Origin of the sequence: Asticcacaulis sp. MM231, from assembly GCF_964186625.1 — a bacterium.
In the GTDB taxonomy this organism is placed as follows: Bacteria; Pseudomonadota; Alphaproteobacteria; order Caulobacterales; family Caulobacteraceae; genus Asticcacaulis.
Genome location: NZ_OZ075108.1, coordinates 1,455,845 through 1,479,555 on the forward strand (window position 1 = coordinate 1,455,845; position 23,711 = coordinate 1,479,555).

A 23,711-nucleotide genomic window follows, 5' to 3' on the forward strand; every position below is an offset into this window, starting at 1 on the left:
ATGGGACCGCACGAGCGCTTTAGCGCGAGATGTGGTGGTGGGGGTTCTTGCTTTCTTACATATAAGCGAAATGCTGGCCGCAGTTATCACTAGGCTCATCACGTAAATAAAGCCGTCCCGCAAATTCTATCGGTCGCCATGTCGCTGATTTTAGCTCTACGTTCAAATCTTCAAGCTTCTGGCTTTCTTCAGCACAGGCGGCATGATTGGCCACGACCGTCCAACGACCTTGCCGCATCATTAAGAGGGTAGCCAGACGCCAGGTGCTGAAATCTTTGCGCACTTCCTTGTCCAGTATGATCACGTCGTCGCTGCCATTATGGTCGATATCGGCAACCATGGCCATGCAGGCTTTCGGAGCAAGGCTGGTAAAGCAAGGCGGCAGGCCCTGAAACTCCTGCTGGAGCATTGGTTCACGCATGGGTGGCTCTGTACCCAAGGGCAAGACAATGGAGCGATTGGTAAGGGCGACCGCCAAAGACGAGGGAATGGGTTTGGAGGACGGCAGCAATTTGATCTGTGTGAGGAATAGAGCCATGAAACGCGCCTGATTCAGGCCGGATGTGGAGGCAGGGACGCTATTCTCACTAACAAAGCAGTCACTGTTGAAGAAATTCACCGCGTGGCCGTTTATCCACGGTACGTCGATTTTTTGTGCGTAAATCTTAAGGCTGGTGTCATGAGCACTCGCTTGGTCCACCGCGCATAGGCCGTTTATTTTGATTGCCTTCCATTCCGATCCATCCTTTTGATAGACCATATGCCTATGCTCTATTGCCGGTTTGACAAAGACACCCTCAGTGCCAATGATCTGGTTGTCGAGAATAATCTCTGGCTGATTATCACCGTTCAAATCTGCCATACTAAGGCGGCATTCACGTTTTGAATATTCATAATTTGGGGGAGGCAATAGGCACCCTAGCCGGTAACGATAGGTTTGCCAGAAGTTCTCCGGAATGCTCTGGTTGGGTTTCAAATCCTGCCCCAGCGTCTTGCCATCAAGCGGCATCCGCAATTCAGCGTAGCGAGTTTCCTTTTCCTGAACGTTTTCCCAATAAAGGTGCCCGCCACCGAATTTAGATACGTGACCCGCTTCCAACCATTGATCCTGAACGGCCACGGATGTCTGGCGTATTTTGTCCGCCGCGCCATGTCGTTCCAGATGGCTGAGAGCATCAAGTCCCGCCTTGCCGGAACGCAGTTTCAGATACCCCCAGTCGGCGCGATCAAGCGGGATCAGACCCAAATTAATGGCCAGAACTTCAGCCGGTACGCATATGGCCGCAATACGTGCCGCCGGCACGTAATTGGCGATGACACCGTAAGAGACAGCCAAGGCCACGATAGCCGACAGTCCTCGCATCAGCCATTTCATAGTTTGTCCCCCCGGTTTGCAGGCATATTACCACAGGCTTTGCGCGATACCAGCTTGTCTACTAATTCGCACCTTAGGCCTCGTAATCGTAACCGCATCACCTACATAAGCACTTCAGGACCGCGCAGACACGCCGCATAAGCAGCGGAGGGCGGTCGCCCTTGCCAAGCGAAAGCTTGGAACTCTCCGGAGCGCCGTATGATCCCCTTTTCCATCCTCGACCTGTCGCAAATCTCCGAAGGCGGCAGCATCAGCGATGCGCTGGCCAATTCCGCGCGGATGGCGCAGGGCGCTGAGGCGGCGGGCTATTCCCGTTACTGGCTGGCCGAACACCACGGCATGCCCGGCATCGCTTCGGCGGCGACCGCGATCGTCATCGCCCATGTCGGCGCAGCCACCAAGACCATCCGTATCGGTTCGGGCGGCATCATGCTGCCAAACCATTCGCCGCTTGTGATCGCCGAACAGTTCGGCACGCTGGAAGCGCTCAATCCCGGCCGTGTCGATCTCGGTATTGGCCGCGCCCCCGGCACAGACATGATGACCGCGCGCGCTTTGCGCCGGAATATGGACGCCGGCGTCGAGAGTTTCCCGAACGATATCATGGAACTACAGAAACTTCTGGGTGCACCGGACGACGGTCAGCGCATCCTGGCGGTGCCCGGTATGAACAGCCATGTGCCGATCTGGCTGCTCGGCTCCTCGCTCTACAGCGCCCAACTGGCGGCGCAACTGGGGCTGCCCTATGCCTTCGCCTCGCACTTCGCGCCGGAGCTTCTGTTCGACGCTATCCAGCTTTATCGCCAGCATTTCCGTCCGTCGGCGGCGCTGAACAAGCCCTATGTCATGGTCGGGGTCATGGGCGTGGCGGCCGATAGCGACGCCGAAGCCGACTATCAGTTTACCTCGATGCAGCAGTCCTTCGCCAATCTGCGCCGCAATGTGCGTGTGCCGTTCCCGCGGCCGAGCTATGACGCCGTGGCCAACCTGACACCCGAAGAAACGACCATGATCGACCATATGCTGCGCTACGCCATTGTGGGCTCACCAGCCACGATTGAAAAGCGCCTTGGCAGCTTCCTGCAACAGACCGGCGCCGACGAACTGATCATCTCCATGCCGATCCATGATATCGGCGCGCGCCTCAAGTCGGTGGAACTGTTCGCCGGTTTGCCATTGATGCAGAAGGCGGGTTAGTCCCTAAGGCGTAGGCGTTCCTTGCCGATCATCAGATCATCCCACTTTGGTTTTGCCGCCGTTACCCGACCGGCATTGAAGTCTTCGTCATGGCCGGAATTGTAAAGAGGACTGCCCTGCATTTCCCAGCCTTTTTCACCTTCGGCGTAGATATACAGCGCATTTGAATCCCGCATGATGATTTCCGGCTTTGTATCGCCATTGAGATCAAGCAGGACGACGGTACAAACGCGGTCGGTGTTTGTAAGGCATTGCGGGGTGTAGCCTTCATCCGGGTAGTCCTGTTGCAGGAAGCTCGTCGGCAGTAAGGCCTTTTCAGGCGCTACGACTTTAAGCCGGCGCGCATCAGGTTTGACCCTGTTCTGAGGTGGCTGATACGGAGTGATCAGGTAGCGATCTTCGTTTGTGACGGCCAGGGCGGTAACAGCGGCTTTGCGGATCGTGTCCGTCTTGCCGCTCTTACTCAAGCGCTTGAGTTCATCCAGCCCATAGCTGCCGGTCTCGAAACGCAGCACGCGCCAGTCGAATTTTTCCGGTGTCACCGCGCCACTGTTGACGCGCTCAGCTTGCGACTGCGCGCTCAGGCGATAGGGATCGGCGATGGGCGTCAGAACGACGAAGCAGATCGCCGCCATCACAAAGGCGAGGGCGATATTGACCGGCTCCAGCAGATGAAGCCAGCGGCCCCTGGGCAGCGCCGCCGCCACCGCATAGCCCAGACCATAGAGCAGGGCGATGACGACACCTACCAGCGCCATGACACGCTCTGGCGTCAGGCCATATTGGGCGATGCGCAAATAAAGCGAATAGGCCGCAAGGCCGGCGAAGATCGCCAGCAGGCCGCACGCCAACCGCGCCGACCAGCGCAACACGATATGGACCGGGCGCTCGACGTCGCCCTGCTGATAGGCGGCATTGATGAGCAGAACCAGCGCCACGCAGGCCGTGAGCAGCGAAGCCGTGGCGGCTTTCGTCTTCCACAAAGGCTCAAGTCCGCTGAAGCAGAGCGACACCGCAAACAGCAGCCCGATGACAGTGATCACCGGCAGCAACCACGACAGGACGCCGAGCACAAGGGCGCGGAAATTGTGCATCAGCTTGGTCTGGACGTCGCCGAGATTGACCGAAGCGGCGATGGCCAGCCCTGAGATCGGCCACGAGAAATATTCGTTCGAGAGCAGATACTTAAACCAGCTAAAGCCGATATAACCGAGCAGCACGGCGCCCAGCCACAATATCCCCCAGAACAGGGCGGTAAAAATGACGCTCAAGGCCAGTTGCACGCCGCGCTTCCACGCCTCATCGAAATAAAGGCCATAGGGCGCTATCGGCTTGCCCGATTGATCGGCGCTGGAGACCAGTTCATGCGTAATGAACAGGAACGGATAGATCAGGAAGGAGAGATTGAAAAAGAACGGATTGTAGCCGCCCTCATTGGCATGGGCGACGCGGTTCCAGGCGATCAGCGCGATCAGGCCAAGCGCGATCACGGTCCATATCGCCAGACTGAGGCGCTTCATCGCGCCAGCCCCGGCCCATAGGATAAAGGCGCCGAGCATCAAGGTGCTGGTCAGCACCTGCGCCCATAGCGGGATGCTTCTGCCCTCCAGGGCATCGAACGACTTGACCAGCCAGGCGATGGCCAGTCCGAACACCAGCCCTGTGGCCAGCCGGACGATCAGGGCTTCATTGGCTTTCAATGGTTGATTGGTCATGGTATCCCCCGTTTTTGGCCCCCGCTTTGACTGAGGGGTAACACGAATAGGGCTATCCGCCTAGATACGTCCCCCAACCCTTAAATACGTCCCATGGTGGTCTGGGCGTTGTAGATTTGCTGGATCGGCGCGTTATCCGGATCGAGCGGCACCATACGCCATTCTTCACCATCTTGCTCGAAACGGACCGGCGCGGCGTTGGGGCTGGAATACATGTCGTTGAGGAACTTGCGCGTCACGGCGCGGAAGGGGATGCCGTGGAAGACGAACAGGCATTTGCCGCCGCCAGTCTTGTCAAGGTTTGTACGGTGTTCGTTGACGCAGGCGAACACCCGGTCGATGACCTCGCCCAGCGGCTCGGCATTGTGCGGATAGTGCTTGCCGTCGAGATCGGCGTCCGGGTTCATGTGCTCGCGCATCTCCTCGCGGTGGGCATGGACCTCATCGATGGTCATGCCCTCGAAGAGACCGAAATTGCGCTCGATCAGGCGATCATCGATCACCGGCTCCAGCCCGCTGGCGGCGCCTACGATCCGCGCCGTTTCCAGCGCGCGGGAGAGGGGGCTGGCGATGATGCGGGTGAGGCCTTCGCGCGCCAGTATCCCGGCGGCGACATGGGCCTGTTGCCGACCGGTTTCATTCAGCGGAATATCGGTCGAACCCTGGAGGCGTAACTGCACGTTCCAGTCGGTCTGGCCATGACGAAGGACGTAAAAGGCCATTAAAGTTTCGCCTTAATATGCGCCGCCAAGTCCTTCAATTCATTTATATCTGCCATCTCGCCGGAAGCGTGCTTGCGTGGCGCAGCCTCGCTCCACACCGGGATGATATGGAAATGGATATGGAAGACGGTCTGGCCGGCGGCCTCGCCATTGAACTGCATCAGGCGGATGCCGTCCGGTTCCAGCGCGTCGCGCACGGCGCGGCCGATCTTTTGCGTCTGGGCGATCAGGTTTTGCAGGTGTTCGCTCGGAATATCGAACAGGTTGCACGCCTTGACCTTAGGGATGACCAGCGTGTGGCCTTTGGTCTGCGGAAAGGCGTCCATGAAGCTCAATATGCGCGCGTCCTCATAGACCTTCGCCGAGGGAATTTCGCCGCTCAGGATCTTGGCGAAGATGTTTTTCGGATCGTATTGGGTCTGAAGGCTCATGATTTACCTGCGATTTGTGCTGATTCCGAGCTTAAAGGACTATGCTCACAAGGCCAAGAGGGGGACTCCAAAACCTGTAAAGGTTTTGGCAAGGGCAAAGCCCGCCGCTGCTTTTGCGGCGAGCCTAAGCGGCCTCTGAGCGCGACCTAAAATCCAAAGGTTTCCTTCTTTGGATTTTAGGTCTAAAGACCCGTCCATGTTCAATCTCCTACTTGTCATGATCGGTGGAGCTGTGGGCTCGGCGGCGCGCTATGGGCTTAGCCTTGGCACGAAATCGCTGTGGCCGGCATCGGCGTGGCCGATCGGCACCTTCTGCGCCAACATCATCGGTGGCCTGTTGATGGGCCTGCTGATGGGAGTACTGCTCGGCAAGGGCCTGGCCGATAACGAACGTACGCGCCTTTTGCTGGGCGTCGGCGTGCTGGGGGGCTTCACCACCTTCTCGTCCTTTTCCCTCGAAACTGTGCAGATGCTGGAACGCCGCGATTACGCCTTGGCGTTCGGCTACAGCACCCTGTCGGTTATCCTCTCCATTGCCGCCGTGATGGCTGGCCTTTTCCTGATACGGAAGTTCGCCCTATGAGTAACGAAGTCAAAACCCTGTATATCACCGATGGTGAGGACGGCATCCGCGTTGATCGCTTCTTCAAGCGCCGCTGGCCGCATATCAACCACGTCATGCTCAACAAACTGCTGCGTTCGGGCCAGGTGCGCGTTGATGGCAGCCGGGTGAAGGCCGATACGCGCCTCGCCATAGGCCAGACCATCCGCGTCCCGCCGCTGCCGGCGGCGCCTGATGTCGACCAGCAAAAGCGCGAACGCGCCATGCTGAGCCCGCAGGAAATCCGCTTTATCCGTTCGCTCGTCATCTATGAGGACGAGGACGTCATTGCGATCAACAAGCCGTCCGGCCTGGCGGTTCAGGGCGGCACCAAGACGAAGAACCACGTCGACCGTTTGCTTTCGGCCTGGGGCGAGGGTCTTGAGCGTCCGCGCCTCGTTCACCGTCTCGACCGCGACACCTCCGGCGTGCTGCTGCTGGGCAAGAGCCCGCAGGCCGCCGCGCGCCTCTCTGGTGCCTTCGCCAAACGCCGCGCCAACAAGACCTACTGGGCGCTGGTGGTCGGCAATCCGAAGCCGGAAGAGGGCTATATCGATGTGCCCCTGATCAAGAAGGGCTTCCACGACCGCGAAATCGTCCAGCCGGCCGAGCCCAATGAGGTTGGCGCCGAAGCGGCCGAGACCGAGTACGTCACCATTTCGCGCGCCGGTCCGCGCGTGACCTGGATGGCGTTGCGTCCGCATACCGGCCGCACCCACCAGCTCCGCGCCCACATGCAGGCCATCGGCCACTCGATCCTTGGCGATCCGAAATACGGCAACGAGGCCAGTCAGTCGCTGTCCGAAGGGCTGCAACTGCAACTGCATCACCGCCGCATCGAACTGCCGCACCCGACCAGCGGCAGCCTGATCATCGAGGCGCCGCTCGATCCGGTGATCAAGGCGGGTTTTGATCGCTTTGGTTTTGATGAGCACGAAGCCGAGAACGATCCGTTCGCCAATATGAAGAAGAAAAAGCGTTGAGCCTGAAACTAGCTGTCTGGGATGTTGACGGGACTTTGATCGACAGCCGGTCGTCCATCTTCCGCGCGGCGGTGGAAGCCGCCCACGCCATCAATATCAGCCCGCCGAGCTATGATGACGTGCGCGCCATCGTCGGCGTGTCGCTGTTCGACGCCCTGGCCATGATGCGACCCGATCTCGATAATGAGACCATCGCCGCCTACACGCACGAATTCCAGCAGGCCTTCCTGCGCTTCCACGCCGATCCATCCTTCGCCGAGTCGCTCTATCTCGGCGCCGAGGAAACCCTGCGCGTTCTTAAGGCCGAGGGCTGGCTGATGGGCATGGCCACCGGCAATTCGCGCCGCGGCGTTACGCGCACGGTTGAAAAACACGGCTGGTTGGATGTGTTTGATACCACCTTCTGCGCTGACGATGGCCCTTCCAAGCCGCACCCGCACATGCTCCAGTGCAATCTTGAGGCCCTGGGTGTCGATCCACATGAGGCTGTCATGATCGGCGACGCCACGCACGATATGCGCATGGCCCGCAGCGCCGGCGTCACCGCCATCGGCGTGTCGTGGGGCTTCCATACGGTCGAGGAATTGCTGGCCGCCGGCGCCGATCATATCGTCCACGATTTCACCGAACTGAAGGTTTGGCTCGACGCTTTCGAGCCGCAAGCTCTTTCTGAACAAAAACGCGCAAGGTATTGATATGAATTACGAAGCCAAGGCGCCTGATAAGAAATCCAACTCGCTCGGCTTCCGTCCCAAGCGCTTCTGGGGTGGCACAGCCACCGTTGATCTAGAAGGCGGTGTGGGCGTTGCGCTCGATGGCCGGCCGGTCAAGACCCCCAAGGGCAAGCTGCTGGTGCTGCCGAACGCCGATCTGGCGCAACGGATCGCGGCCGAATGGTCGGCTGTGGGGGAGTATGTTGATTACGAAGCCATGCCGCTGACCCGCCTGGGTTTTGCCAGCGTCGATCGCATGGGCGAGGTGCTGGACGATACCCTGGCCGAGGTGACGCGCTATTCCGAAACCGATCTCCTGTGCTATCCGGCTGAATATCCGGCGGCCTTGCAGGCGCGTGAGGCGGCCGTCTGGCAGCCGGTTCTGGCCTGGGCGGATGCGACGCTCGATCTGCAGTTCCAGCAGAACCAGAGCATCATCCATCAGCCGCAGCCGAAGACAACGATCCAGCGAATTCAATCGTTGATTTCCAACACCACGCCTTATGAACAGGCGGGGATCATGCTGGCCATTCCCTTGCTGGGTTCGGTCATTCTGGCATTGGCCCTGTGGCGCGGACACCTGAGCGGCGAGGCGGCCTTTGTGGCGTCGCGTATCGGCGAGGACTTCCAGACCGAGACCTGGGGACGTGATGAAGAGGCCGCCAAGCGCGCTGCCGGCATCCGGGCGCAGGCGCACAGCCTGGAGATCTGGTTCAAGGCGCTGGCTTGAGGTGATCCTCGGCCAGTTGGCGCCGCTTGCTTAAGCCGCCGGTCAGCCACAGAAAGTACATGTGGTAGTCGCCTGCGAAGGACCACAGCGGGTATTTAAAGGTCGCCGGGCGGTTATGTTCAATGAAGAAATGCCCTATCCAGGCGCAGCCGTAGCCGGCGATCAGGCCCACGACGATCCAGCCCGGCCAGCCGGTAGAGAGGGTGAGGATCAGCGCGGCAATCCCGCAGGTCGAGCCGAGATAATGCACCGCGCGGGTGGCCGGCAGGCTGTGTTCGCTCAGGTAAAAATCGAAAAAGGCGGAATAGGTTGTGTAGCGTTCGGCCATCGGTTTCATCCCTTTTGACCGAGCTTAACACATCATCCCCCCTTTTTGAACGGCGATGCTTCCTCTTCGAGCATCTGCATCTGTTCCACCACAGCTTCGCGTTCGCGCTTCAGATAATCTTCGACCGGTGCGCGCAGGCGCTTGTCGCGGATATAGTGCGCCGAATAGACCGGGTTGGGCAGGTAGCCGCGTGACAGCTTGTGCTCGCCTTGCGTGCCGGCTTCAACGCGCTTTAAGCCCCGCGCAATGGCGAAGTCGATGGCCTGATAATAGCAGACCTCGAAATGCAGGAAGGGGATATCGATCAGCGTGCCCCATTGGCGGCCGTAGAGCGTGTCGCCGCCGATAAAGTTGATGGCGCCGGCCACCGCCTCATCGCCGTCATAGGCAAAGACCAGCGCCAGTTGGTCACGCATGGTCTCGGCGATACGGCTGAAAAAGGCCCGCGTTAGATAGGGCGAACCCCACTTGCGGTCATAGGTGCTCTCGATAAAGGCGTACATCTGATCGAGATGGGTGTCCGTGATGTCAGAGCCGACATGCCAGCGCAGATCAACGGTTGACTGGACGTCGCGGCGTTCGCGCCGGATTACCTTGCGGCGGTTGGAGGAGAGGGCGGCAAGGAAATCATCAAAGGTGGCGTAGCCGTTATTGTCCCACCAGAACTGCTGGTCCTGACGTTGCAGCAGGCCCATACCGCCCATCATCTCCCATTCGTCGTCACGTGGGAACGTAATGTGCAACGAAGACAGCTTGTTGGTCTCGCACAGGGATATGGCGGCTTTCGCCAGCGCCTGCCGCACCTCCGGATCGGGCGAGATCAGGCGGCTGCCGGTCACGGGCGTGAAGGGCACGGCGCCTTGCAGCTTGGGGTAATAGTCGCCACCGGCCTGTTCATAGGCGCGTGCCCACGACTGATCGAAGACGTATTCGCCCATCGAATGGTATTTGACATAGAGCGGCATGACGCCGCGCACCACGCCGGCTTCATCGCTTAAGGAGAGATGGATGGGCTGCCAGCCGCTGGCCTGATCAACGCAGGCTGTCGCCTCAAGCGCATCGAGATAAGCAAAGGATGTGAAAGGGTTATCGTCATCCCTTAAACTATTCCATGCGGTTTCGCCGATCTCGGCGATGCGGCTGTGAATTTTAAGCGTCAGGGCAGGGGACATGTTCGCCATATAGTGCGTTGGAGGACAGGCAGGAAGCCCCACCCCTATCTTTAACTATGTGCGATGATCTTCGCGCCGACAAGCGGCATAGTGTGTCCTCCCCCGCCGGGACGGGGGAGGAGGTTAGATTTAGAACAGCTTGGCTTGCAGGCCCACCCAGACGCGGCGGCCGGTCTGGCCATAACCGCCGGCGGTCTGGTAGCGGCTGTCGCCGGCGTTCTCGATACGACCATAGAGGCTGAGGCGATCATTGAGCGTATAGTTCGCGCGCAGGTCGGCCAGATCATAGGCCTTGAGCATACCGGTATAGGCGGTATCCAGCGCCTCGCCGACATGACGCAGGCCAAGGCCCAGGTTCAGCTTGTCGGTCGCGGTCCAGGTCAGGTCGACACTGCCCATCTGATCCGGACGGCGCGGCAGCAGGCCGCCATTGCCATCGCGGGCGTGCAGGAAGCTGTAATTGCCACGCAGGTTCAGGGAATCGGTCAGGTCCTTTGACAGTTCCAGCTCGACACCGCGCGTTTCGGTGCGGCCGATATTGCCGTAGCAGCCGTAGGGCTGGGCGAGCGTGCAGGTGTCGTAAACGAAGTCGATCTGGTCGCGCACCGAGCGGGTGAACAGGCTGACGCTGAACAGGCCGCCGTCAAAGCCATAATCGACGCCGCCGTCGAGCGTGGTCGATTTTTCCTCGACCAGGGTGGCCGTGCCGTAATCGCTGTAAAGCTGATAGAGGCTCGGCACCTTGACGCCCTGACCGGCGCTGGCATGGAGGCGCAGGTGTTCGCTTAGGGGCGCATTGACCGTCACCTGTGCGATGTCATTGCCGCCGAAGGACGAGGCGTCGTCATGGCGGGCGCTTAAGGCCACATCAAGGGGGCCGAAATCGTGGGTCACCTGACCGTAGACGCTGGCCAGCGTAGAGGAGGCCTTAAGCGGCAAAGGGTTCGGATCCCAGCTTGCGGGGTAGGCCACGCTCATGGTGTCGCGCTCGTAGCTCAGGCCACCGAGAAGACGTGTGGCGTCGGTCAGGCGATAGCTGATGTGGTAATCGGCGGCTTCAATATGACCATTGGCGACATAGTTGGGCGAAGAATTGGGGTTGTAATTGTTGCTGTCATTATCGGTGACGCTGAACGAGAGGGTCTGTTCGCCTTTTGTAAAGCGGTGCGTCAGGGCGACGACCGAGAGAGTGTTGCCGTTCTTGCCGAAATCGCCGGTATCCATGAAGTTGTAGGGAGCGACCGGGTTATAGCCGTCGAAATCACCGCGGCTGTGGCTGGTGGTCGAGAAGGCCTGCGCGCTGAAAGCTTCGTTGAAGTCGTAGCGCAGCTTGCCGTTCAGCGTGGTCTGGGTGAAGCCGTCCTTTTCCGCGCCGCCGGCAAAGCTTGATACGCCACGGTCATTATAAGTGCTGCCCGACAGACGCCAGGTCAGACCGCCTGTTTTGCCGCCGATACCGGCGCGGGCCGAACCGTATTCATCGAAGCCTTCGATACGAAGATCGCCTTCGAGCGGTTGGGACGGGGTGCGCGAGGTGATGCTGACCACGCCGCCCATAGCGCCGGAGCCCCACAGGGTCGAGAGCGGGCCGCGCAGCACTTCGATGCGACTGGCATCATCCGTGCTGACCAGGCCGAGATTGGTGCCGCCGCCCACCTGCGCCGGATCATTCAGGCGCACGCCATCGAGAATATAAAGCGTGTGGTCGGCACCGGCGCCACGGATCGAGGCGGTGGTGGCCGTGCCCGGACCGCCGGTGCGGGCGATGCTCAGATCGGGCGTGCGGGTCAGGAGATCGGCGACGAACAGCGACTGGTAGGCTTTGATATCGGCATCGCTCAGCACGGCGACGCTCTGGCCGAGCTTGGACACCGGCAGGGTTTCGCGGGTGATCGAAACGACGACTTCGGTCGGCGCCTCGTCGGCGTGGGCAAAGACGGGCAGGGCCAGAAGCGAGGCGGTGAGGAAAAGGGTAGTCTTGGAGTTCAGCATGTGAACGGTCTTTCAGTCAGAAACGAAAGCCGTAAACCGCGCATGACGAAGCCTGCGCCGGTTACGGCTCACAAGGTATCGTCTCTCAAGCTATATAGACTTGCTCGCGCTGCACTTCCCGGCCACGCAAAGGACGACAGCCAAGGCAGGTCTCCTGACTCGCGCCTCGAACGCTTCGCTGCCGTCTTCCCCGCAGATACGAGTGACATAAGGCAGCAAGGCTCGGCGCTTACAGTTGCGGGGACAGTTTGGGCCTCTAACCCAATTCCCTATTATCCTGCGGTTTTGACGCGCAGGCACCATTGGCACGGGCGGGTGCTAGGGCCTGAACTGCGGCGCGTCAAGCCTTCAAACGCGCCTTTCGCCACAATGTATCTTTTAGGAATTGATCCTGACGACCGAAACGATCTTGTTAAAGAGTGCGGTCATGGCTTCATTGATGCCCTGACTGGGGCTGACTTCAAAATAAAGCCCGGGTGAAGCACAGGCTTCCATTTGGGTGGCAACTTGGGACGGATTTGAATTTGGTGGTAAAAATTTCTGAACATAGCTCTTGAAGAAACCGTCATTCGGAGCCGGCTGATAGGTCGTGTACAGCACCGCGATCCGAACGCCTCGGCTTTTGATGTCTGTACACTGTTTAGTATCCAGCGGTGTGATGCGACGGCAGGGGTTATTGGCAATATTGTTGTAAGCGCAATCGTAACCGTCGTTAAGACCATCCGATACAAAGAACAGCACCTTTTGCGCCGTTGACGAAGATGTGCCAGTTCCAGGCGTGCCGATAAGGCTGTTCATACCTGTGAGCACGGATTTGAAATTCGTCTGACTGTCGTTATTGTAGTTCTGCCTAAGTGTGGTCATTAAATCGATCTTGGCGGCGTTCGCAGCGGAGGCGGTAAGGTCCGTGGTAAGGGCGCTGACCTTGTAAGGTTGAGGTGCTTTGAGATCGATTGCATCTGCAGCCATCCCGAAATGATAAATTGCCATGCGATATTGCCCGGCAATTGTTTGGGTCTTCTGGGCTGTCGTCATAAGGTTCTGTGTGGCCTGACGCACAACATCAATCCGCGTGGTGGCGCCGTACTTTTTCGCTTTTGTGTAGTTGTCTTTGCCTGCGTTGGCGCCGGTTTCGTGGCAGGCGAAGGCACAACCGATCTTATCGTCCATAAGCTTGATATCTGCTGTTGTTGCTCCCAAGCCCATTGAGGGAGTGTTATCGAGCAGCAAATAAAAATCAATAAAGGGCGGCATGCTCGCCTGCGATTTCGACGTCACCGAAACGGGGAGCGTGCTGAATCCGAAAAGGCCCAGCATATAGGGCTTGTAGTTCGCGGTGACCGTGACCGTCGAGGTGATCAGCGTGCCGTCCTTCATCACCTTGGCTTTGGGCGTGACAGCGCTCAGTTCCGCGTGCGTTGCCATGTCGGAATAGAAAATACTGACAGCCTGTGTTTCGCCGGCGGAGATTTCACCGGAACCCATGGTCTGACCGATCTTGTAAGCGACCGAATTAATGGCCACGGAACCGACGCTGGCCACATCCGCCGAATCCTGAAGCTCGGCACGTAGGCCGATGACGCGGCTGAAATCGATCGCGCCGGCAACGAACATAAACAAAACAGGCACAGCTAGCGCTATGATCATGATGACATTGCCGCGCACATCGAGCGCAAAAGTTCGCAGTTTATTCAGCACCGTGTCGCCCCCAAGTCTGTTCAGCCGGGCGCACTATCGCATAGGATGCTTAAATGATGGCTAACCGGCGCCGCGCTTTTCGGACTCTTCCGGTGTCAGGGTTTGCAGGCTGAGGGCATGGACCGGGCCGGCCAGATCCTCGGCCAGGGCGCTGTTCACCAGCCGCTGTCGGGCGACGCGATTAAGCCCTTCGAAGTGTTCGGAAACAATAAGTACGGAAAAATGGCTCTCGCCCCCTTCACGCGCGCCCGCATGTCCACTATGTTTGGCGCTGTCGTCGTGAATCTCCAACTGTTGTGGAGCGAAGGCCTGATTGAGCTTCACGCTTAAACGGTCCGCTACGGTTCCCATACTCTGGCCTCACTTTACAGCTATACGCACGTCGCAATTTTTTAAGATCAAAGGATCACTGTCATCATATGACCGAAGGATTTAAGTTCAAGCCCAAATTCATGGACATGCGTATCCGTCCGCCCAAGGAAGGCGAGGAGAAAACGCGCAGGCCGGAAGATGATGTCTTGCATCTGAAGCCGGGCGAAAAGCCGTGCGAATGGCCGGAATGCCATAAGGCCGCCACGGCCAGGGCGCCCAAGTCGCGTGAAATGATGAATGAACACTACAATTTCTGTGTGGGTCACGCCGCCGAGTACAACAAGAACTGGAACTTCTTCGCCGGTATGAGCGAAGGCGAGGCGCGCCGTCACCGCGAAGCCATCGCCACCGGCGACCGCCCGACGTGGGCCTTCCGCGCCTCGCGCCTCAGCCGCGAAGCGGCCAATGCCGCCGTGAAGGGCACCAATTCCAAGACCTTCTTCGATCCGCACAGCGTCTTCGGCGCGGGTGCTGCGCCCATGCGCGACAAGGGCGAACCGGCCGTGCGCCAGTATGGCAAGATCGAACGCGCGGCCTTCGCCGATCTCGATCTTGAAGTCGGCGCTACCGCCGAACAGATCCGCGTGCGCTACACCGAGATGCTCAAGCGCTGCCACCCGGATAACAACGGCGGCGATCGTTCGGCCGAGGATAAGCTCCAGCGCGTGATCAAGGCCTATAAAGTCCTTAAAAAGATGAGCCTCGCCTAAAATCGCGGTCTTTGGCCGATTAGTGCGTCGGTGTCGCTTGCAGGTACGTAGTGTACCTGCGTCGCTAACCTCCTGCTACTCGTCTCAAATCTCACGATTTTCGGAAGGTGGAATGCACATTATGTCTCATCCCTTGCGAAGCGGGGGTGGTGGCGAGTTTGTCAAGCCGGAGGGGGCTACCATGTCTCAAATCCATAAAGGTGGTTGCCAATGTGGTGCCATACGTTTTGAGGTTAGCGAACCGCTGGGCCATGCCTCGGTCTGCCATTGCCGTATGTGCCAGAAGGCGTTTGGCAATGTGTTCGCGCCGCTGGTATCGGTGCGCGGTACGGATTTCCGTTGGACCAAAACCGAGCCGAAGCGCTTTGCTTCCTCCAATCTGGTCAATCGCGGCTTCTGCCCGGATTGCGGCACGCCCCTGACCTATGAGGCGCCGGATGGTGTCGCGGTTGCCATCGGCGCTTTCGATCATCCGGAAAGCATCGTGCCGGATATCCAGTTTGGCGTTGAGGCGCGCATTTCCTGGATGGATCATGTCAATGACTGGCCGCTTCGCACCACGATGGACGACATCGAAGCGGCGCCATTTCTCGATAAGGTGGTGAGTTATCAGTATCCGGATGAAGGATAGGCATGGCTTTTATCAAGCGATTGCGGTTTTCTAGCGGCGTGTTAAAGCTACCAAGGCTGCAATTCTGAAGTGGTATTATGATAAGTTTTTCGGTCCTTAGTGTTTATAGCCTGCTCTATTACTGTCTGTATCGCGCCTATGAAGCTTTCCAGTGGCGTAAATTTAAAAGACTGGTGCCTGATCGTGAGGCGTTCACCTTCGGTCTTGAGAATTTCAAGATGTTCTTTGAACTGCTTTTCTCTCCGATAGACCTTACTATGGGGAAAAATCTAAGGCGTATGGTTAAGGTCAATCGCTTTGCGTTCCCGATTGTCGTGATCGCGGGAGTTGCGGGGATGCTGTTCGGGATTTAGGCATGGCAAAAAAATTTGTTGCAGGACAACATTAGGGTTGTTTCGAGTGTCTTAAAGTCTTAGCTGAAAGGCCTGTCCGTTCGTTACCGAAAGCGTCTGTCCGCCATGTCCGTCGAGCTTGAATATCCCGATCCCCTGTTGGCCCTCGCACCCGATAAAAAGGTCAATGTCCGCGATGTCTTCAACGTAGATATCGACATGCAGGTGCCGGCGTTTTCGCATCGTGACAGCCATGTGCCGGACATCGACGACGCCTATCGCTTCGATCCGCAAACGACCCAGGCCATCTGCGCCGGTTTCGCCTTCGATCGCCGCGTCATGGTGCAGGGCTTCCACGGCACCGGTAAATCGACCCACATCGAGCAGATCGCCGCGCGCCTGAACTGGCCGCTGGTCCGCGTCAATCTCGACAGCCATGTCAGCCGCATCGACCTGATCGGCAAGGATGCCATCGTGCTGAAGGACGGCCAGCAGGTCACCGAGTTCAAGGAAGGTATCCTGCCGTGGTCGATCCAGCGCCCGGTCGCGCTGGTATTCGATGAGTACGACGCCGGCCGCCCGGACGTCATGTTTGTCATCCAACGCGTGCTGGAAGCGCAAGGACGCCTGACCCTGCTCGATCAGAACAAGGTCATCAAGCCGAACCCGTTCTTCCGCCTGTTCTCGACCACCAACACCATTGGTCTTGGCGATACCACCGGCCTTTACCACGGTACGCAGCAGATAAATCAGGGCCAGATGGACCGCTGGTCGCTCGTCACCACGCTCAACTATCTTAGCCATGAGGCCGAGGTCGAGATCGTGCTCGCCAAGGTGCCGGAGTTTAATACAGCAGAGCGCAAGGGTCTGATCAACGCCATGGTGCGCGTCGCCGATATGTCGCGTTCGGCCTTTGCCAATGGCGATATCTCGACGGTCATGTCGCCGCGAACGGTGATCACCTGGGCGCAGAACACCCTGATTTTCAACAATGATCCTGAACTGGCTTTCCGCCTGTCGTTCCTCAACAAGAGCGATGAGCTTGAGCGCCATACGCTGGCGGAATTCTATCAGCGCGCCTTCGGCACCGATGTTAAAGAATTGGCGCTGAAAGTGAAAGTGATCTGATTTCATCCTCCCCTGCTTGCGGGGGAGGTGGCGAGCTTGTCGAGCAGGAGGGGGCATTCCCCGCCGTCGTTTCGCCCCCTCCGTCACGGACAAGCCGTGACACCTCCCCCGCAAGCAGGGGAGGATGAAGAGATAAGCCCACCATGGCCAACAAGCCGACCATCCTCTCCGAACCGTTCAAGAAGGCGCTGGTGCATTCCACCCGCGCCCTGGCGGAGGATGCTGAGTTGGAGGTCGTTTTCGGCTCTGACGGCCCGCGCCTCGATGGCAACAAGCTGATCCTGCCGCACCCGCCGCGCGATCTGGCGCCCAAGGCGGCTCAGCGCGTGCGTGGTCAGGCCGATCGGCTGGCGCTGAAAGTGGCGCACCACGACGATACGCTTCATGCCCGCGCCCGTCCGCGTGACGATATGAGCGCCGACGCTTTCGATGCCCTGGAAGAGGCGCGCCTTGAGGGCATCGGTGCTCATGCCATGCAAGGGGTGCGCGTCAATCTGCTGGCGGCGCAGGAAAGCGATCTCGAACGCAGCGGCCTTTACCGCAAGGAAGACAGGCAGGAGATCGGTATCCCCGAAATCCTCGGCCTGATGGCGCGTGAGGCCGTGACCGGCGATCCGATCCCGCAATCGGTGCAGCGCGTCGTCAATATGCTGCGTAATGAGATTGAGGAAAAAACCGGCGACGGCCTGGAGAAACTGGCGGCGCTGATCCACGATCAGAAGGCCTTCAACAGGCAGGCGCGCCATATCCTGACCTCGCTCGACCTTAAGGACGACAGTCAGGACGCCGAGGACGAAAAGAAGGACGAAGGCGAAGAGGGCGAGAGCGAAGGCGAAAGCCCCAAGGACGATGCCGAGGACAGCGAAAAGCCCGACGACAGCGACGGTCCGCAGGATCAGCCGGAAGAGCAGTCCGGTCAGGAGCAGCCGCAGGAGGGTGAGGACGACTACACCCAGATGCAGGGCGATCCGCAGATGTCCTCCGAAACCTCGACCGACGAAACACCTGATGGCGAAGCCGGTGAGGCCGAACGCCGCGAAAACGACCAGCCTGAGACCAACGTCAAAAAGGACTACGACGTCTACACCAAGCAGTTCGACGAGATCATCACGGCTGAAGAACTGTGCGATCCGGAAGAGCTGGAGCGCCTGCGCGGCTTCCTGAATGCGCAACTGGCCAATATGGCCTCGGTGGTGTCGCGCCTGGCCAACCGCCTGCAGCGCAAGCTGCTGGCGCAGCAAAACCGCTCGTGGTCGTTTGATCTTGAAGAGGGCGTGCTCGACGCCTCCAAGCTGACTCGCGTCATCACCGACGCCTCGGCACCGCTCAGCTTCAAGCAGGAAAAGGACACCGAGTTCCGTGACACGGTGGTGACCCTGCTGCTCGACAATTCCGGCTCGATGCGCGGCCGGCCCATCATGGTGGCCGCCATCTGCGCCGACGTTTTGGCGCGGACGCTGGAGCGCTGTGGCGTCAAGGTCGAGATTTTGGGCTTCACCACCAAGGCCTGGAAGGGCGGCATGTCACGCGAGGCCTGGGTGCGGGCGGGCAAGCCGGCCAATCCGGGACGCCTCAACGATCTGCGCCACATCATCTACAAGGCGGCCGATAATCCGTGGCGCCGCACGCACAAGAACCTCGGGCTGATGATGCGCGAAGGGCTGCTGAAAGAGAATATCGACGGCGAGGCCCTGCAATGGGCGCACAGCCGCCTGATCGGACGCCCCGAACAGCGCAAAATCCTGATGGTGATTTCGGATGGCGCGCCGGTCGATGACTCGACGCTCTCGGTCAACAGCGGCCACTATCTCGAAAACCACCTGCGCAAGGTGATCGATGAGATTCAGTCCCAGCATCGCGTGGAACTGGTCGCCATCGGTATCGGTCACGACGTGACGCGCTACTACAAGCGCGCCCTGACCCTTATCGACGTTGAACACCTCGCCGGCGGACTTATGGATAAGCTCACCGAATTGTTTGAAGAAACCAAATGACTCGTGCTTTTGGCGATTGGCGTCGCCGTCTGCGCTAGCAGGTACTTAAGTACCTGCGTCGCTGGCCGGCTAGCCAGTCATCCAAAATCCCGGCCATTTGGGCGACAATGCATAAAGGCTTTACCTCCCTTGTTTTGGGAGAGGGACCGAGGCGCTTCAGCGCGTTGGTGGTGGGGTTTCTTATTTGTCTTACTCAGGTGTTTCATGCGCTCATGTTTTGTCATTGTTCTCGCCCTTCTGGCCACCTCGGCACACGCAGCGCCACAGCCCTATCTGCAAAAGCCGACCGTCAGCTTTCGCGCCCTGCCGGCGGTCACCGATCCCAAGCCCCTCAACGCGAAAGTGCGCTATGTCGGTTGCTATGAACTGAATGCCAAGGGCACCTCGGAACTTGACGGTCTCTCTGATTTTCTGGTTTTGCCTGAGGGCGATGCGCTGAAAGTCGAGGCCATCAGCGATTTCGGCGCCATAGCGCGCTTCGCGTTGAAACCGGACGGCAGGGGCGGTTATCTCGACAGCCCGCTGGAGATCGACCGTCTGCGCGATGGTAACGGCAAGACCTTCCAGAACAAGATGCAGGCCGATTCGGAAGGGCTGACCTACGATCCGGTCAGCGGCGACCGCTACGTCTCGTTCGAGGGCATACAGCGCGTGATGAAGTTTACCGGCTGGCGCAGCGCCGGCGAAACCCTGCCATTGGCCGGACTGGCCCAGTTGCCGAGCAATTCAGGCATGGAAGCGGTCACATATGTGCGTGAGACCGATGGCGATTCGCTGCTGATCGGCGTCGAATCGGGCGGTTTCTGGCGCTGTGGTCTGGTGCTGGATCGCTGCCGCGAGATTGCCGGACCCGCGACGCCAGGCTTTCTGTACATGACGACCTCTCTGGCCGTGGTGGCGCAGGACGAGACCGCCAAAAGCCATGAGGTATTGGCGCTGTATCGTTATTTCGATCCCTTCAGCGGCCCGCGCAATGTGCTGCGCCTGTTGCGTCTGGAGGGGAACAAACTGACCTTCGTGGCCGATCTGGCCAAGGTAGCGCCGCCCTTGCCCTATGATAACTATGAGGGCGTGGCGGCGATCAAGACCGCGGAAGGCTATCGCATCTTCCTGGTCAGCGATGGCCTGCACGATAACGACAAGCCGAAAATCCTGATCTACGACTGGCGGCGCTGAAAGCAAAAAGCCCTGAGTGCGGAACACTCAGGACTTTTCAAATTTGACGCTGATAAGGCGATCTTTAAGCGGCGGTTTCGGCCAGCTTGTCCTTGATCTGCTTCTTCAGGCGGCGGGCGCGGATCGACAGATCGGCATCATCAGCCTTGACGATGAAGGCATCGAGGCCGCCCTTGTAATCGAGCGTGCGCAGGGCAGCATTCGAGATCTTCAGGCGGAAGGTGGTGCCCAGCGCGTCCGAAGCCAGGTTGATTTGACGCAAGGACGGCAGGAAGCGACGCTTGGTCTTGATGTTAGAGTGGCTCACGCTGTGGCCGACCATGGGACCGACACCGGTGAGTTCGCAACGACGCGACATGGGATTACCTTCGGTTAAAACGAATAAGGGAGCGCGAAAGGACGCCGTGTCCATCGCGCGAGAGGCGGTTCTATAGGCAAATGAGACGGCGAGGTCAAGGGTAAAACGGCTTTTTTTGCCATAAGCACCAAGCCTCGCTATCCTTTTAGACGTGACGGCCCCGCAAGGCAAACCGGGTGTCCGGAAAGGCGCGCGGCATATCGTGGTGCGGCCTTAAAACAACCTGATGATCGTCATGCCAGATGATCTCGCGCGGAGACCTCAGCTTGACCGCCTGCACGGGCACGCCGCCTTCGGTGATCAGCCAGGCGCAATACCGTGCCCGGTCGATACATTCCCGCGCCGCCGTATGGAACCAGCAAACGCCGTAGATACTGTTGCGGCGCTTGAAATGGCGGGCCACCCGGTCGGGAACTGGCAGGTTCCGGTTGAACCAGCGGAACTGGATATCCAGTTCTTCGTAAATCCAGTCGGGGCATCCGGTTCTGTACAGATACCAGGACGCCCGGAAAAAGCCCGTCTCCATCCCGCTGTCGGGATGGATAAGCGGGGTTACAAACCGCACATACATGATGATTTCGCGCTGGCCTGTAGGCAGGCGCGCCTTCTTTATCTTCGGATTTTTGCGTAAATTATAGCGAGCCCTTTGGGCCGCTTAGACGGCTTCCAAAGGGAGACGTGGGCCGTAGCCATTGCCGATATGTTTCATCGGAGTCTCCAAGACGTTAGGCGCAAGAGGCGCGGACATGCGGCAGATACAAAATGCCGTTCTATCCGGCAAGATGGTATTTATTGAAACAAGTTGTTTGCTTGGGCGTGAGGATTTAAGGTCACATCAGTAAGGGGAGCGGAAATTGAGTGAGGCTGTATCAAAGCGCGTGGTCGATCAGCGATTACGCAATCGCATTATTGAAGAAGTATCCAGCCTGGCAGAAGACAATGATGTTGCCATGCAATGGGGGGCTTCTGAGTATTTTGAGGCGTTTTTCGACCTCATAAATAACGATAGGCCATGGCCAAATTCATGCTTTTCAAATGAGAAAAAGCAGGCTTTCAAAAACTTCTGTGCTTTAATGATCAAGGCTTGCGACGCGACACCGAAGAGGTTGACAGTTGCTCAATTAACAGAGAGCGGTTGGCCGGATATAATAAGATCCGAAGCGCAACGTACACTGGCAGTATTTTTAGCGCGTGGTCGATTTGGAGAAGATGAAGAAGAGGCTAAGCCTTCATTTGACACTGGCCAAGCGTGGTATAGCTCAGTTAAAGAAAAAGCCTCCTGACCGAAGTCAGGAGGCTTTTTGATCTTCAAACCGAAGACGGCTTAGGCGGCTTTGGTCAGGTTCTTGTTGAGGATGGCGACAGCCGAGTCGCGATCGATCTTTTCGATGGCCGCCACTTCGCGGGCCATGCGGTCGAGCGCCAATTCATAGAGTTGGCGCTCGGAGTAGGACTGCTCGGGCTGGCTGTCCGAACGGTAGAGATCGCGGACGACTTCGGCCAGCGAAACGAGGCAACCGGAGTTGATCTTCGCTTCGTATTCCTGAGCGCGACGCGACCACATGGTGCGCTTGATGCGCGCGCGGCCCTTGAGTGTGACGAGGGCTTGCGACATCACGGCCTCGACCGCCAGGTGACGCAGACCCGCGACCTTGGCCTTCTTGGTCGGGACGCGCAAGGTCATTTTTTCATGATCGAAGGTAACCACAAACACTTCAAGCGTATAGCCGGCAACTTCCTGCGTTTCGATGGCGGCGACCTGGCCCACACCGTGGGCAGGATAGACGACCTTATCGCCTACGGCGAAATCGTGACGGGAAAGGGTGAGGGTGTCGGACATGGCGAACCTTTCGAGAGGTTAGGGCAGTACCGAAGGATAGCCGCATCTCATAGGCGTCAAGAAGGCCTGCTCCAGAACCGGGGAGGGACTGAAGTAAGGGTTTGAGCGCACGAAGTCATCCGCAAAGAGGGAAACTCTCAGGGAGGGACATGGTGCGCTGATCTCAACTAAGACAAGGGTATCATCCGACCTGCGTCGATGGTGCATAACAGACCCGCTGGAACAGCCGGTCTGAACACAATAAAACAAACGAAGATTTGCGCGGATCGGCTGGTCTGGGTTTATCCGTAAGGACAGAAGAAGGCCGTCAACTCTTGCAATATGACATCCATATCACAAATTTACGGCAAAATAAAGGGCGGGCGCACCAATCCGTTAGGGCGCACTACGCAAACACGATTATAGAGCATAGCAGGACGACCTGAAAAGCCACCACGGCATAAACCTTGTGTATAAAGGCTTTTTTGCTGCTTTTATGGCGAAAGACATGGCTGCCGATCATGCCCATGGGCCAGCCGCCGACCGCGCACAGGGTCAAAAGAGTTGATTCCGGCACGCGCCTTTGTCGGGCGATGGCATATTTTTTGTCCAGCGCCCAGACGTGGAACGTCACAAGGTTGATCAGGCAGATGTAAATCAGGATGACGGACCACAGGATCATGGCCGCATCAGACTTTGAGTCCGTTAAGGCCTACTTACCGTCGCCGGGTTTTTCAGAGAAATACTTCTCGAATTTACCGGTTTCGCGCTCGAAGTCTTCACGATCGGCGGGCGGGGTGCCCTTTTCGGAGATATTGGGCCAGATGGCGGCATACTTGGTGTTGATCTCCAGCCACTTGGTGCCTTCGTCCTCGGTGTCCGGCTTGATGGCATCGACCGGACATTCGGGCTCGCAGACGCCGCAATCGATGCATTCGTCCGGATTGATGGCCAGGAAGTTTTCACCTTCATAGAAGCAATCGACCGGACACACTTCCACGCAGTCCATGAACTTGCACTTCACGCACGGGTCCATAACGATGTAGGTCATAACGGTCTAGCCTCTTACTGGGGGGTCGAGCGTGCGTCATGCTCAGATAAGGCGTCTGTGTCAAGACTTGAGGCCCTGTTGATGGGCCATTTGTTCTAATTTCAGGCATTAGCTGAAGTGCGGCACGGTTGAAATGCTTGAATTATAAGACTATGCGCCTCATTCTCGATGGGGTTCGGCGTGGCGGTACAGGGTTTGCGCTTCCGGCGCCGGGCCGCGTCGCTCGCCGGTATCGACCACCACGATATCGAGCAGGCGCGTGCCGAGCGCAAAGATCAGATGGTCGTCAGGCTTGATAAAGGTCGAGGGCTTTTCGACGCGCACCACCTTGCCGAAGCGCTCGATGCGGATATGACCGCTCTCGCAAGCCTTAGCGGAAAGCGCGCGGGTCTTGAAAAAGCGGGCGCGCCACAGCCAGACGTCGAGCCGGCAGGAAGAAGAGTCTGTTTGCATAGGCGTCATATTGGAACGCGGCCATGAAAT

At 58.4% G+C, this 23,711-nt stretch carries 27 protein-coding genes and 1 riboswitch; of the genes, 12 read left to right on the top strand and 15 right to left on the bottom strand.

Features of this window, described 5'->3' with window-relative positions:
* Positions 1-55 precede the first annotated feature (55 nt).
* Positions 56-1,375 carry a hypothetical protein gene (locus ABQ278_RS07135; protein WP_349321861.1) on the bottom strand — a complete coding sequence of 440 codons (1,320 nt, stop codon included), beginning with the start codon at positions 1,373-1,375 and terminating at the stop codon, positions 56-58.
* Between the two features lie 198 nt (positions 1,376-1,573).
* Between ABQ278_RS07135 and ABQ278_RS07140 the strand changes: the two genes are divergently transcribed.
* A complete protein-coding gene (locus ABQ278_RS07140) occupies positions 1,574-2,572 on the top strand; it encodes an LLM class flavin-dependent oxidoreductase (RefSeq protein WP_349321862.1) in 999 nt (332 codons plus the stop codon).
* On the opposite strand, the gene ABQ278_RS07145 is transcribed toward ABQ278_RS07140, so the two are convergent.
* From ABQ278_RS07145 to ABQ278_RS07155, 3 genes are all read right to left on the bottom strand, one after another.
* Complete coding sequence (locus tag ABQ278_RS07145; RefSeq protein ID WP_349321863.1) at positions 2,569-4,287, bottom strand: DUF4153 domain-containing protein; 1,719 nt, start codon at positions 4,285-4,287, stop codon at positions 2,569-2,571. The two genes, ABQ278_RS07140 and ABQ278_RS07145, sit on opposite strands and share 4 nt — an antisense overlap.
* Positions 4,288-4,367: 80 nt before the next feature.
* Positions 4,368-5,009: a histidine phosphatase family protein gene (locus ABQ278_RS07150; protein WP_349321864.1), complete on the bottom strand. Its 642-nt coding sequence runs from the start codon at positions 5,007-5,009 to the stop codon at positions 4,368-4,370.
* A complete protein-coding gene (locus ABQ278_RS07155) occupies positions 5,009-5,440 on the bottom strand; it encodes an HIT family protein (RefSeq protein WP_349321865.1) in 432 nt (143 codons plus the stop codon). The genes ABQ278_RS07150 and ABQ278_RS07155 overlap by 1 nt, the downstream gene beginning before the upstream one ends.
* Positions 5,441-5,636: 196 nt before the next feature.
* Here ABQ278_RS07155 and crcB point away from each other — a divergent pair, with 196 nt between their 5' ends.
* From crcB to ABQ278_RS07175, 4 genes are read left to right on the top strand one after another with little or no spacing between them, the layout of a single operon-like run.
* A complete protein-coding gene (gene crcB, locus ABQ278_RS07160; protein ID WP_349321866.1) occupies positions 5,637-6,023 on the top strand; it encodes a fluoride efflux transporter CrcB in 387 nt (128 codons plus the stop codon).
* On the top strand, positions 6,020-7,024 hold the full coding sequence (locus ABQ278_RS07165; RefSeq protein ID WP_349321867.1) for an RluA family pseudouridine synthase: 1,005 nt from the start codon (positions 6,020-6,022) through the stop codon (positions 7,022-7,024). Before crcB ends, ABQ278_RS07165 begins: the two co-directional genes overlap by 4 nt.
* Positions 7,021-7,719: an HAD-IA family hydrolase gene (locus tag ABQ278_RS07170; RefSeq protein ID WP_349321868.1), complete on the top strand. Its 699-nt coding sequence runs from the start codon at positions 7,021-7,023 to the stop codon at positions 7,717-7,719. The genes ABQ278_RS07165 and ABQ278_RS07170 overlap by 4 nt, the downstream gene beginning before the upstream one ends.
* 1 nt (position 7,720) lies before the next feature.
* Positions 7,721-8,467, top strand: coding sequence for an ATP12 family protein (locus ABQ278_RS07175; RefSeq protein WP_349321869.1), 747 nt, complete (start codon positions 7,721-7,723; stop codon positions 8,465-8,467).
* On the opposite strand, the gene ABQ278_RS07180 is transcribed toward ABQ278_RS07175, so the two are convergent.
* The 5 genes from ABQ278_RS07180 to ABQ278_RS07200 all read right to left on the bottom strand — a co-directional run bounded on the left by ABQ278_RS07180 (position 8,451) and on the right by ABQ278_RS07200 (position 14,008).
* Entirely contained in the window at positions 8,451-8,795 is a 345-nt protein-coding gene (locus ABQ278_RS07180; RefSeq protein ID WP_349321870.1) for a DUF962 domain-containing protein, read from the bottom strand. The two genes, ABQ278_RS07175 and ABQ278_RS07180, sit on opposite strands and share 17 nt — an antisense overlap.
* Positions 8,796-8,827: 32 nt before the next feature.
* On the bottom strand, positions 8,828-9,976 hold the full coding sequence (locus tag ABQ278_RS07185) for a GNAT family N-acetyltransferase (protein ID WP_349321871.1): 1,149 nt from the start codon (positions 9,974-9,976) through the stop codon (positions 8,828-8,830).
* 120 nt (positions 9,977-10,096) lie between these two features.
* Positions 10,097-11,959: a TonB-dependent receptor domain-containing protein gene (locus tag ABQ278_RS07190; protein ID WP_349321872.1), complete on the bottom strand. Its 1,863-nt coding sequence runs from the start codon at positions 11,957-11,959 to the stop codon at positions 10,097-10,099.
* Positions 11,960-12,085: 126 nt separating this feature from the next.
* Positions 12,086-12,278, bottom strand: a riboswitch (cobalamin riboswitch).
* 59 nt (positions 12,279-12,337) lie between these two features.
* Positions 12,338-13,657 (bottom strand): TadE/TadG family type IV pilus assembly protein, encoded by a 1,320-nt coding sequence (locus tag ABQ278_RS07195; RefSeq protein ID WP_349321873.1) that lies wholly within the window; start codon positions 13,655-13,657, stop codon positions 12,338-12,340.
* Positions 13,658-13,717: 60 nt separating this feature from the next.
* The gene (locus ABQ278_RS07200; RefSeq protein ID WP_349321874.1) at positions 13,718-14,008 is read right to left on the bottom strand and encodes a BolA family protein; all 291 of its coding nucleotides are present in this window, start codon (positions 14,006-14,008) and stop codon (positions 13,718-13,720) included.
* A gap of 68 nt (positions 14,009-14,076) precedes the next feature.
* On the opposite strand from ABQ278_RS07200, the gene ABQ278_RS07205 reads away from it, so the two are divergent.
* The 6 genes from ABQ278_RS07205 (at position 14,077) to ABQ278_RS07230 (ending at position 20,000) form a co-directional block, all read left to right on the top strand.
* Positions 14,077-14,739: a J domain-containing protein gene (locus ABQ278_RS07205; RefSeq protein ID WP_349321875.1), complete on the top strand. Its 663-nt coding sequence runs from the start codon at positions 14,077-14,079 to the stop codon at positions 14,737-14,739.
* Positions 14,740-14,920: 181 nt separating this feature from the next.
* A complete protein-coding gene (locus ABQ278_RS07210) occupies positions 14,921-15,370 on the top strand; it encodes a GFA family protein (protein WP_349321876.1) in 450 nt (149 codons plus the stop codon).
* A gap of 77 nt (positions 15,371-15,447) precedes the next feature.
* Positions 15,448-15,723, top strand: a complete 276-nt coding sequence (locus ABQ278_RS07215) for a hypothetical protein (RefSeq protein WP_349321877.1) — start codon at positions 15,448-15,450, stop codon at positions 15,721-15,723.
* 105 nt (positions 15,724-15,828) lie between these two features.
* Entirely contained in the window at positions 15,829-16,830 is a 1,002-nt protein-coding gene (cobS, locus tag ABQ278_RS07220; RefSeq protein WP_349321878.1) for a cobaltochelatase subunit CobS, read from the top strand.
* 143 nt (positions 16,831-16,973) lie between these two features.
* Entirely contained in the window at positions 16,974-18,824 is a 1,851-nt protein-coding gene (cobT, locus tag ABQ278_RS07225; protein WP_349321879.1) for a cobaltochelatase subunit CobT, read from the top strand.
* A 204-nt stretch (positions 18,825-19,028) separates the two neighbouring features.
* Complete coding sequence (locus tag ABQ278_RS07230) at positions 19,029-20,000, top strand: esterase-like activity of phytase family protein (protein ID WP_349321880.1); 972 nt, start codon at positions 19,029-19,031, stop codon at positions 19,998-20,000.
* Between the two features lie 64 nt (positions 20,001-20,064).
* Here the strand turns inward: ABQ278_RS07230 and rpmB are convergent, their stop codons facing one another.
* A complete protein-coding gene (gene rpmB, locus ABQ278_RS07235) occupies positions 20,065-20,358 on the bottom strand; it encodes a 50S ribosomal protein L28 (RefSeq protein WP_026172472.1) in 294 nt (97 codons plus the stop codon).
* Between the two features lie 145 nt (positions 20,359-20,503).
* The gene (locus tag ABQ278_RS07240; RefSeq protein ID WP_349321881.1) at positions 20,504-20,929 is read right to left on the bottom strand and encodes a hypothetical protein; all 426 of its coding nucleotides are present in this window, start codon (positions 20,927-20,929) and stop codon (positions 20,504-20,506) included.
* 283 nt (positions 20,930-21,212) lie between these two features.
* Here ABQ278_RS07240 and ABQ278_RS07245 point away from each other — a divergent pair, with 283 nt between their 5' ends.
* A complete protein-coding gene (locus ABQ278_RS07245) occupies positions 21,213-21,641 on the top strand; it encodes a hypothetical protein (RefSeq protein ID WP_349321882.1) in 429 nt (142 codons plus the stop codon).
* 41 nt (positions 21,642-21,682) lie between these two features.
* Here the strand turns inward: ABQ278_RS07245 and ABQ278_RS07250 are convergent, their stop codons facing one another.
* The 4 genes from ABQ278_RS07250 to ABQ278_RS07265 all read right to left on the bottom strand — a co-directional run bounded on the left by ABQ278_RS07250 (position 21,683) and on the right by ABQ278_RS07265 (position 23,690).
* Positions 21,683-22,198, bottom strand: coding sequence for a CarD family transcriptional regulator (locus ABQ278_RS07250; protein ID WP_349321883.1), 516 nt, complete (start codon positions 22,196-22,198; stop codon positions 21,683-21,685).
* 385 nt (positions 22,199-22,583) lie between these two features.
* Positions 22,584-22,859, bottom strand: coding sequence for a DUF1294 domain-containing protein (locus ABQ278_RS07255; protein WP_018079782.1), 276 nt, complete (start codon positions 22,857-22,859; stop codon positions 22,584-22,586).
* A 30-nt stretch (positions 22,860-22,889) separates the two neighbouring features.
* Positions 22,890-23,228 carry a ferredoxin FdxA gene (gene fdxA, locus ABQ278_RS07260; protein WP_018079783.1) on the bottom strand — a complete coding sequence of 113 codons (339 nt, stop codon included), beginning with the start codon at positions 23,226-23,228 and terminating at the stop codon, positions 22,890-22,892.
* A 159-nt stretch (positions 23,229-23,387) separates the two neighbouring features.
* Positions 23,388-23,690, bottom strand: a complete 303-nt coding sequence (locus ABQ278_RS07265; protein WP_349321884.1) for an RNA-binding S4 domain-containing protein — start codon at positions 23,688-23,690, stop codon at positions 23,388-23,390.
* Positions 23,691-23,711: the final 21 nt, after the last annotated feature.

Coding starts and splice junctions, on each gene's coding strand:
- cobT (WP_349321879.1), top strand. CDS start 16,974: ATGGCCAACAAGCCGACCATCCTCTCCGAACCGTTCAAGAAGGCGCTG.
- crcB (WP_349321866.1), top strand. CDS start 5,637: ATGTTCAATCTCCTACTTGTCATGATCGGTGGAGCTGTGGGCTCGGCG.
- fdxA (WP_018079783.1), bottom strand. CDS start 23,228: ATGACCTACATCGTTATGGACCCGTGCGTGAAGTGCAAGTTCATGGAC.
- ABQ278_RS07255 (WP_018079782.1), bottom strand. CDS start 22,859: ATGATCCTGTGGTCCGTCATCCTGATTTACATCTGCCTGATCAACCTT.
- ABQ278_RS07165 (WP_349321867.1), top strand. CDS start 6,020: ATGAGTAACGAAGTCAAAACCCTGTATATCACCGATGGTGAGGACGGC.
- cobS (WP_349321878.1), top strand. CDS start 15,829: ATGTCCGTCGAGCTTGAATATCCCGATCCCCTGTTGGCCCTCGCACCC.
- ABQ278_RS07215 (WP_349321877.1), top strand. CDS start 15,448: ATGATAAGTTTTTCGGTCCTTAGTGTTTATAGCCTGCTCTATTACTGT.
- ABQ278_RS07190 (WP_349321872.1), bottom strand. CDS start 11,959: ATGCTGAACTCCAAGACTACCCTTTTCCTCACCGCCTCGCTTCTGGCC.
- ABQ278_RS07200 (WP_349321874.1), bottom strand. CDS start 14,008: ATGGGAACCGTAGCGGACCGTTTAAGCGTGAAGCTCAATCAGGCCTTC.
- ABQ278_RS07140 (WP_349321862.1), top strand. CDS start 1,574: ATGATCCCCTTTTCCATCCTCGACCTGTCGCAAATCTCCGAAGGCGGC.
- ABQ278_RS07210 (WP_349321876.1), top strand. CDS start 14,921: ATGTCTCAAATCCATAAAGGTGGTTGCCAATGTGGTGCCATACGTTTT.
- ABQ278_RS07185 (WP_349321871.1), bottom strand. CDS start 9,976: ATGGCGAACATGTCCCCTGCCCTGACGCTTAAAATTCACAGCCGCATC.
- ABQ278_RS07265 (WP_349321884.1), bottom strand. CDS start 23,690: ATGACGCCTATGCAAACAGACTCTTCTTCCTGCCGGCTCGACGTCTGG.
- rpmB (WP_026172472.1), bottom strand. CDS start 20,358: ATGTCGCGTCGTTGCGAACTCACCGGTGTCGGTCCCATGGTCGGCCAC.
- ABQ278_RS07135 (WP_349321861.1), bottom strand. CDS start 1,375: ATGAAATGGCTGATGCGAGGACTGTCGGCTATCGTGGCCTTGGCTGTC.
- ABQ278_RS07205 (WP_349321875.1), top strand. CDS start 14,077: ATGACCGAAGGATTTAAGTTCAAGCCCAAATTCATGGACATGCGTATC.
- ABQ278_RS07230 (WP_349321880.1), top strand. CDS start 19,029: ATGCGCTCATGTTTTGTCATTGTTCTCGCCCTTCTGGCCACCTCGGCA.
- ABQ278_RS07175 (WP_349321869.1), top strand. CDS start 7,721: ATGAATTACGAAGCCAAGGCGCCTGATAAGAAATCCAACTCGCTCGGC.
- ABQ278_RS07155 (WP_349321865.1), bottom strand. CDS start 5,440: ATGAGCCTTCAGACCCAATACGATCCGAAAAACATCTTCGCCAAGATC.
- ABQ278_RS07240 (WP_349321881.1), bottom strand. CDS start 20,929: ATGTATGTGCGGTTTGTAACCCCGCTTATCCATCCCGACAGCGGGATG.
- ABQ278_RS07145 (WP_349321863.1), bottom strand. CDS start 4,287: ATGACCAATCAACCATTGAAAGCCAATGAAGCCCTGATCGTCCGGCTG.
- ABQ278_RS07250 (WP_349321883.1), bottom strand. CDS start 22,198: ATGTCCGACACCCTCACCCTTTCCCGTCACGATTTCGCCGTAGGCGAT.
- ABQ278_RS07150 (WP_349321864.1), bottom strand. CDS start 5,009: ATGGCCTTTTACGTCCTTCGTCATGGCCAGACCGACTGGAACGTGCAG.
- ABQ278_RS07180 (WP_349321870.1), bottom strand. CDS start 8,795: ATGGCCGAACGCTACACAACCTATTCCGCCTTTTTCGATTTTTACCTG.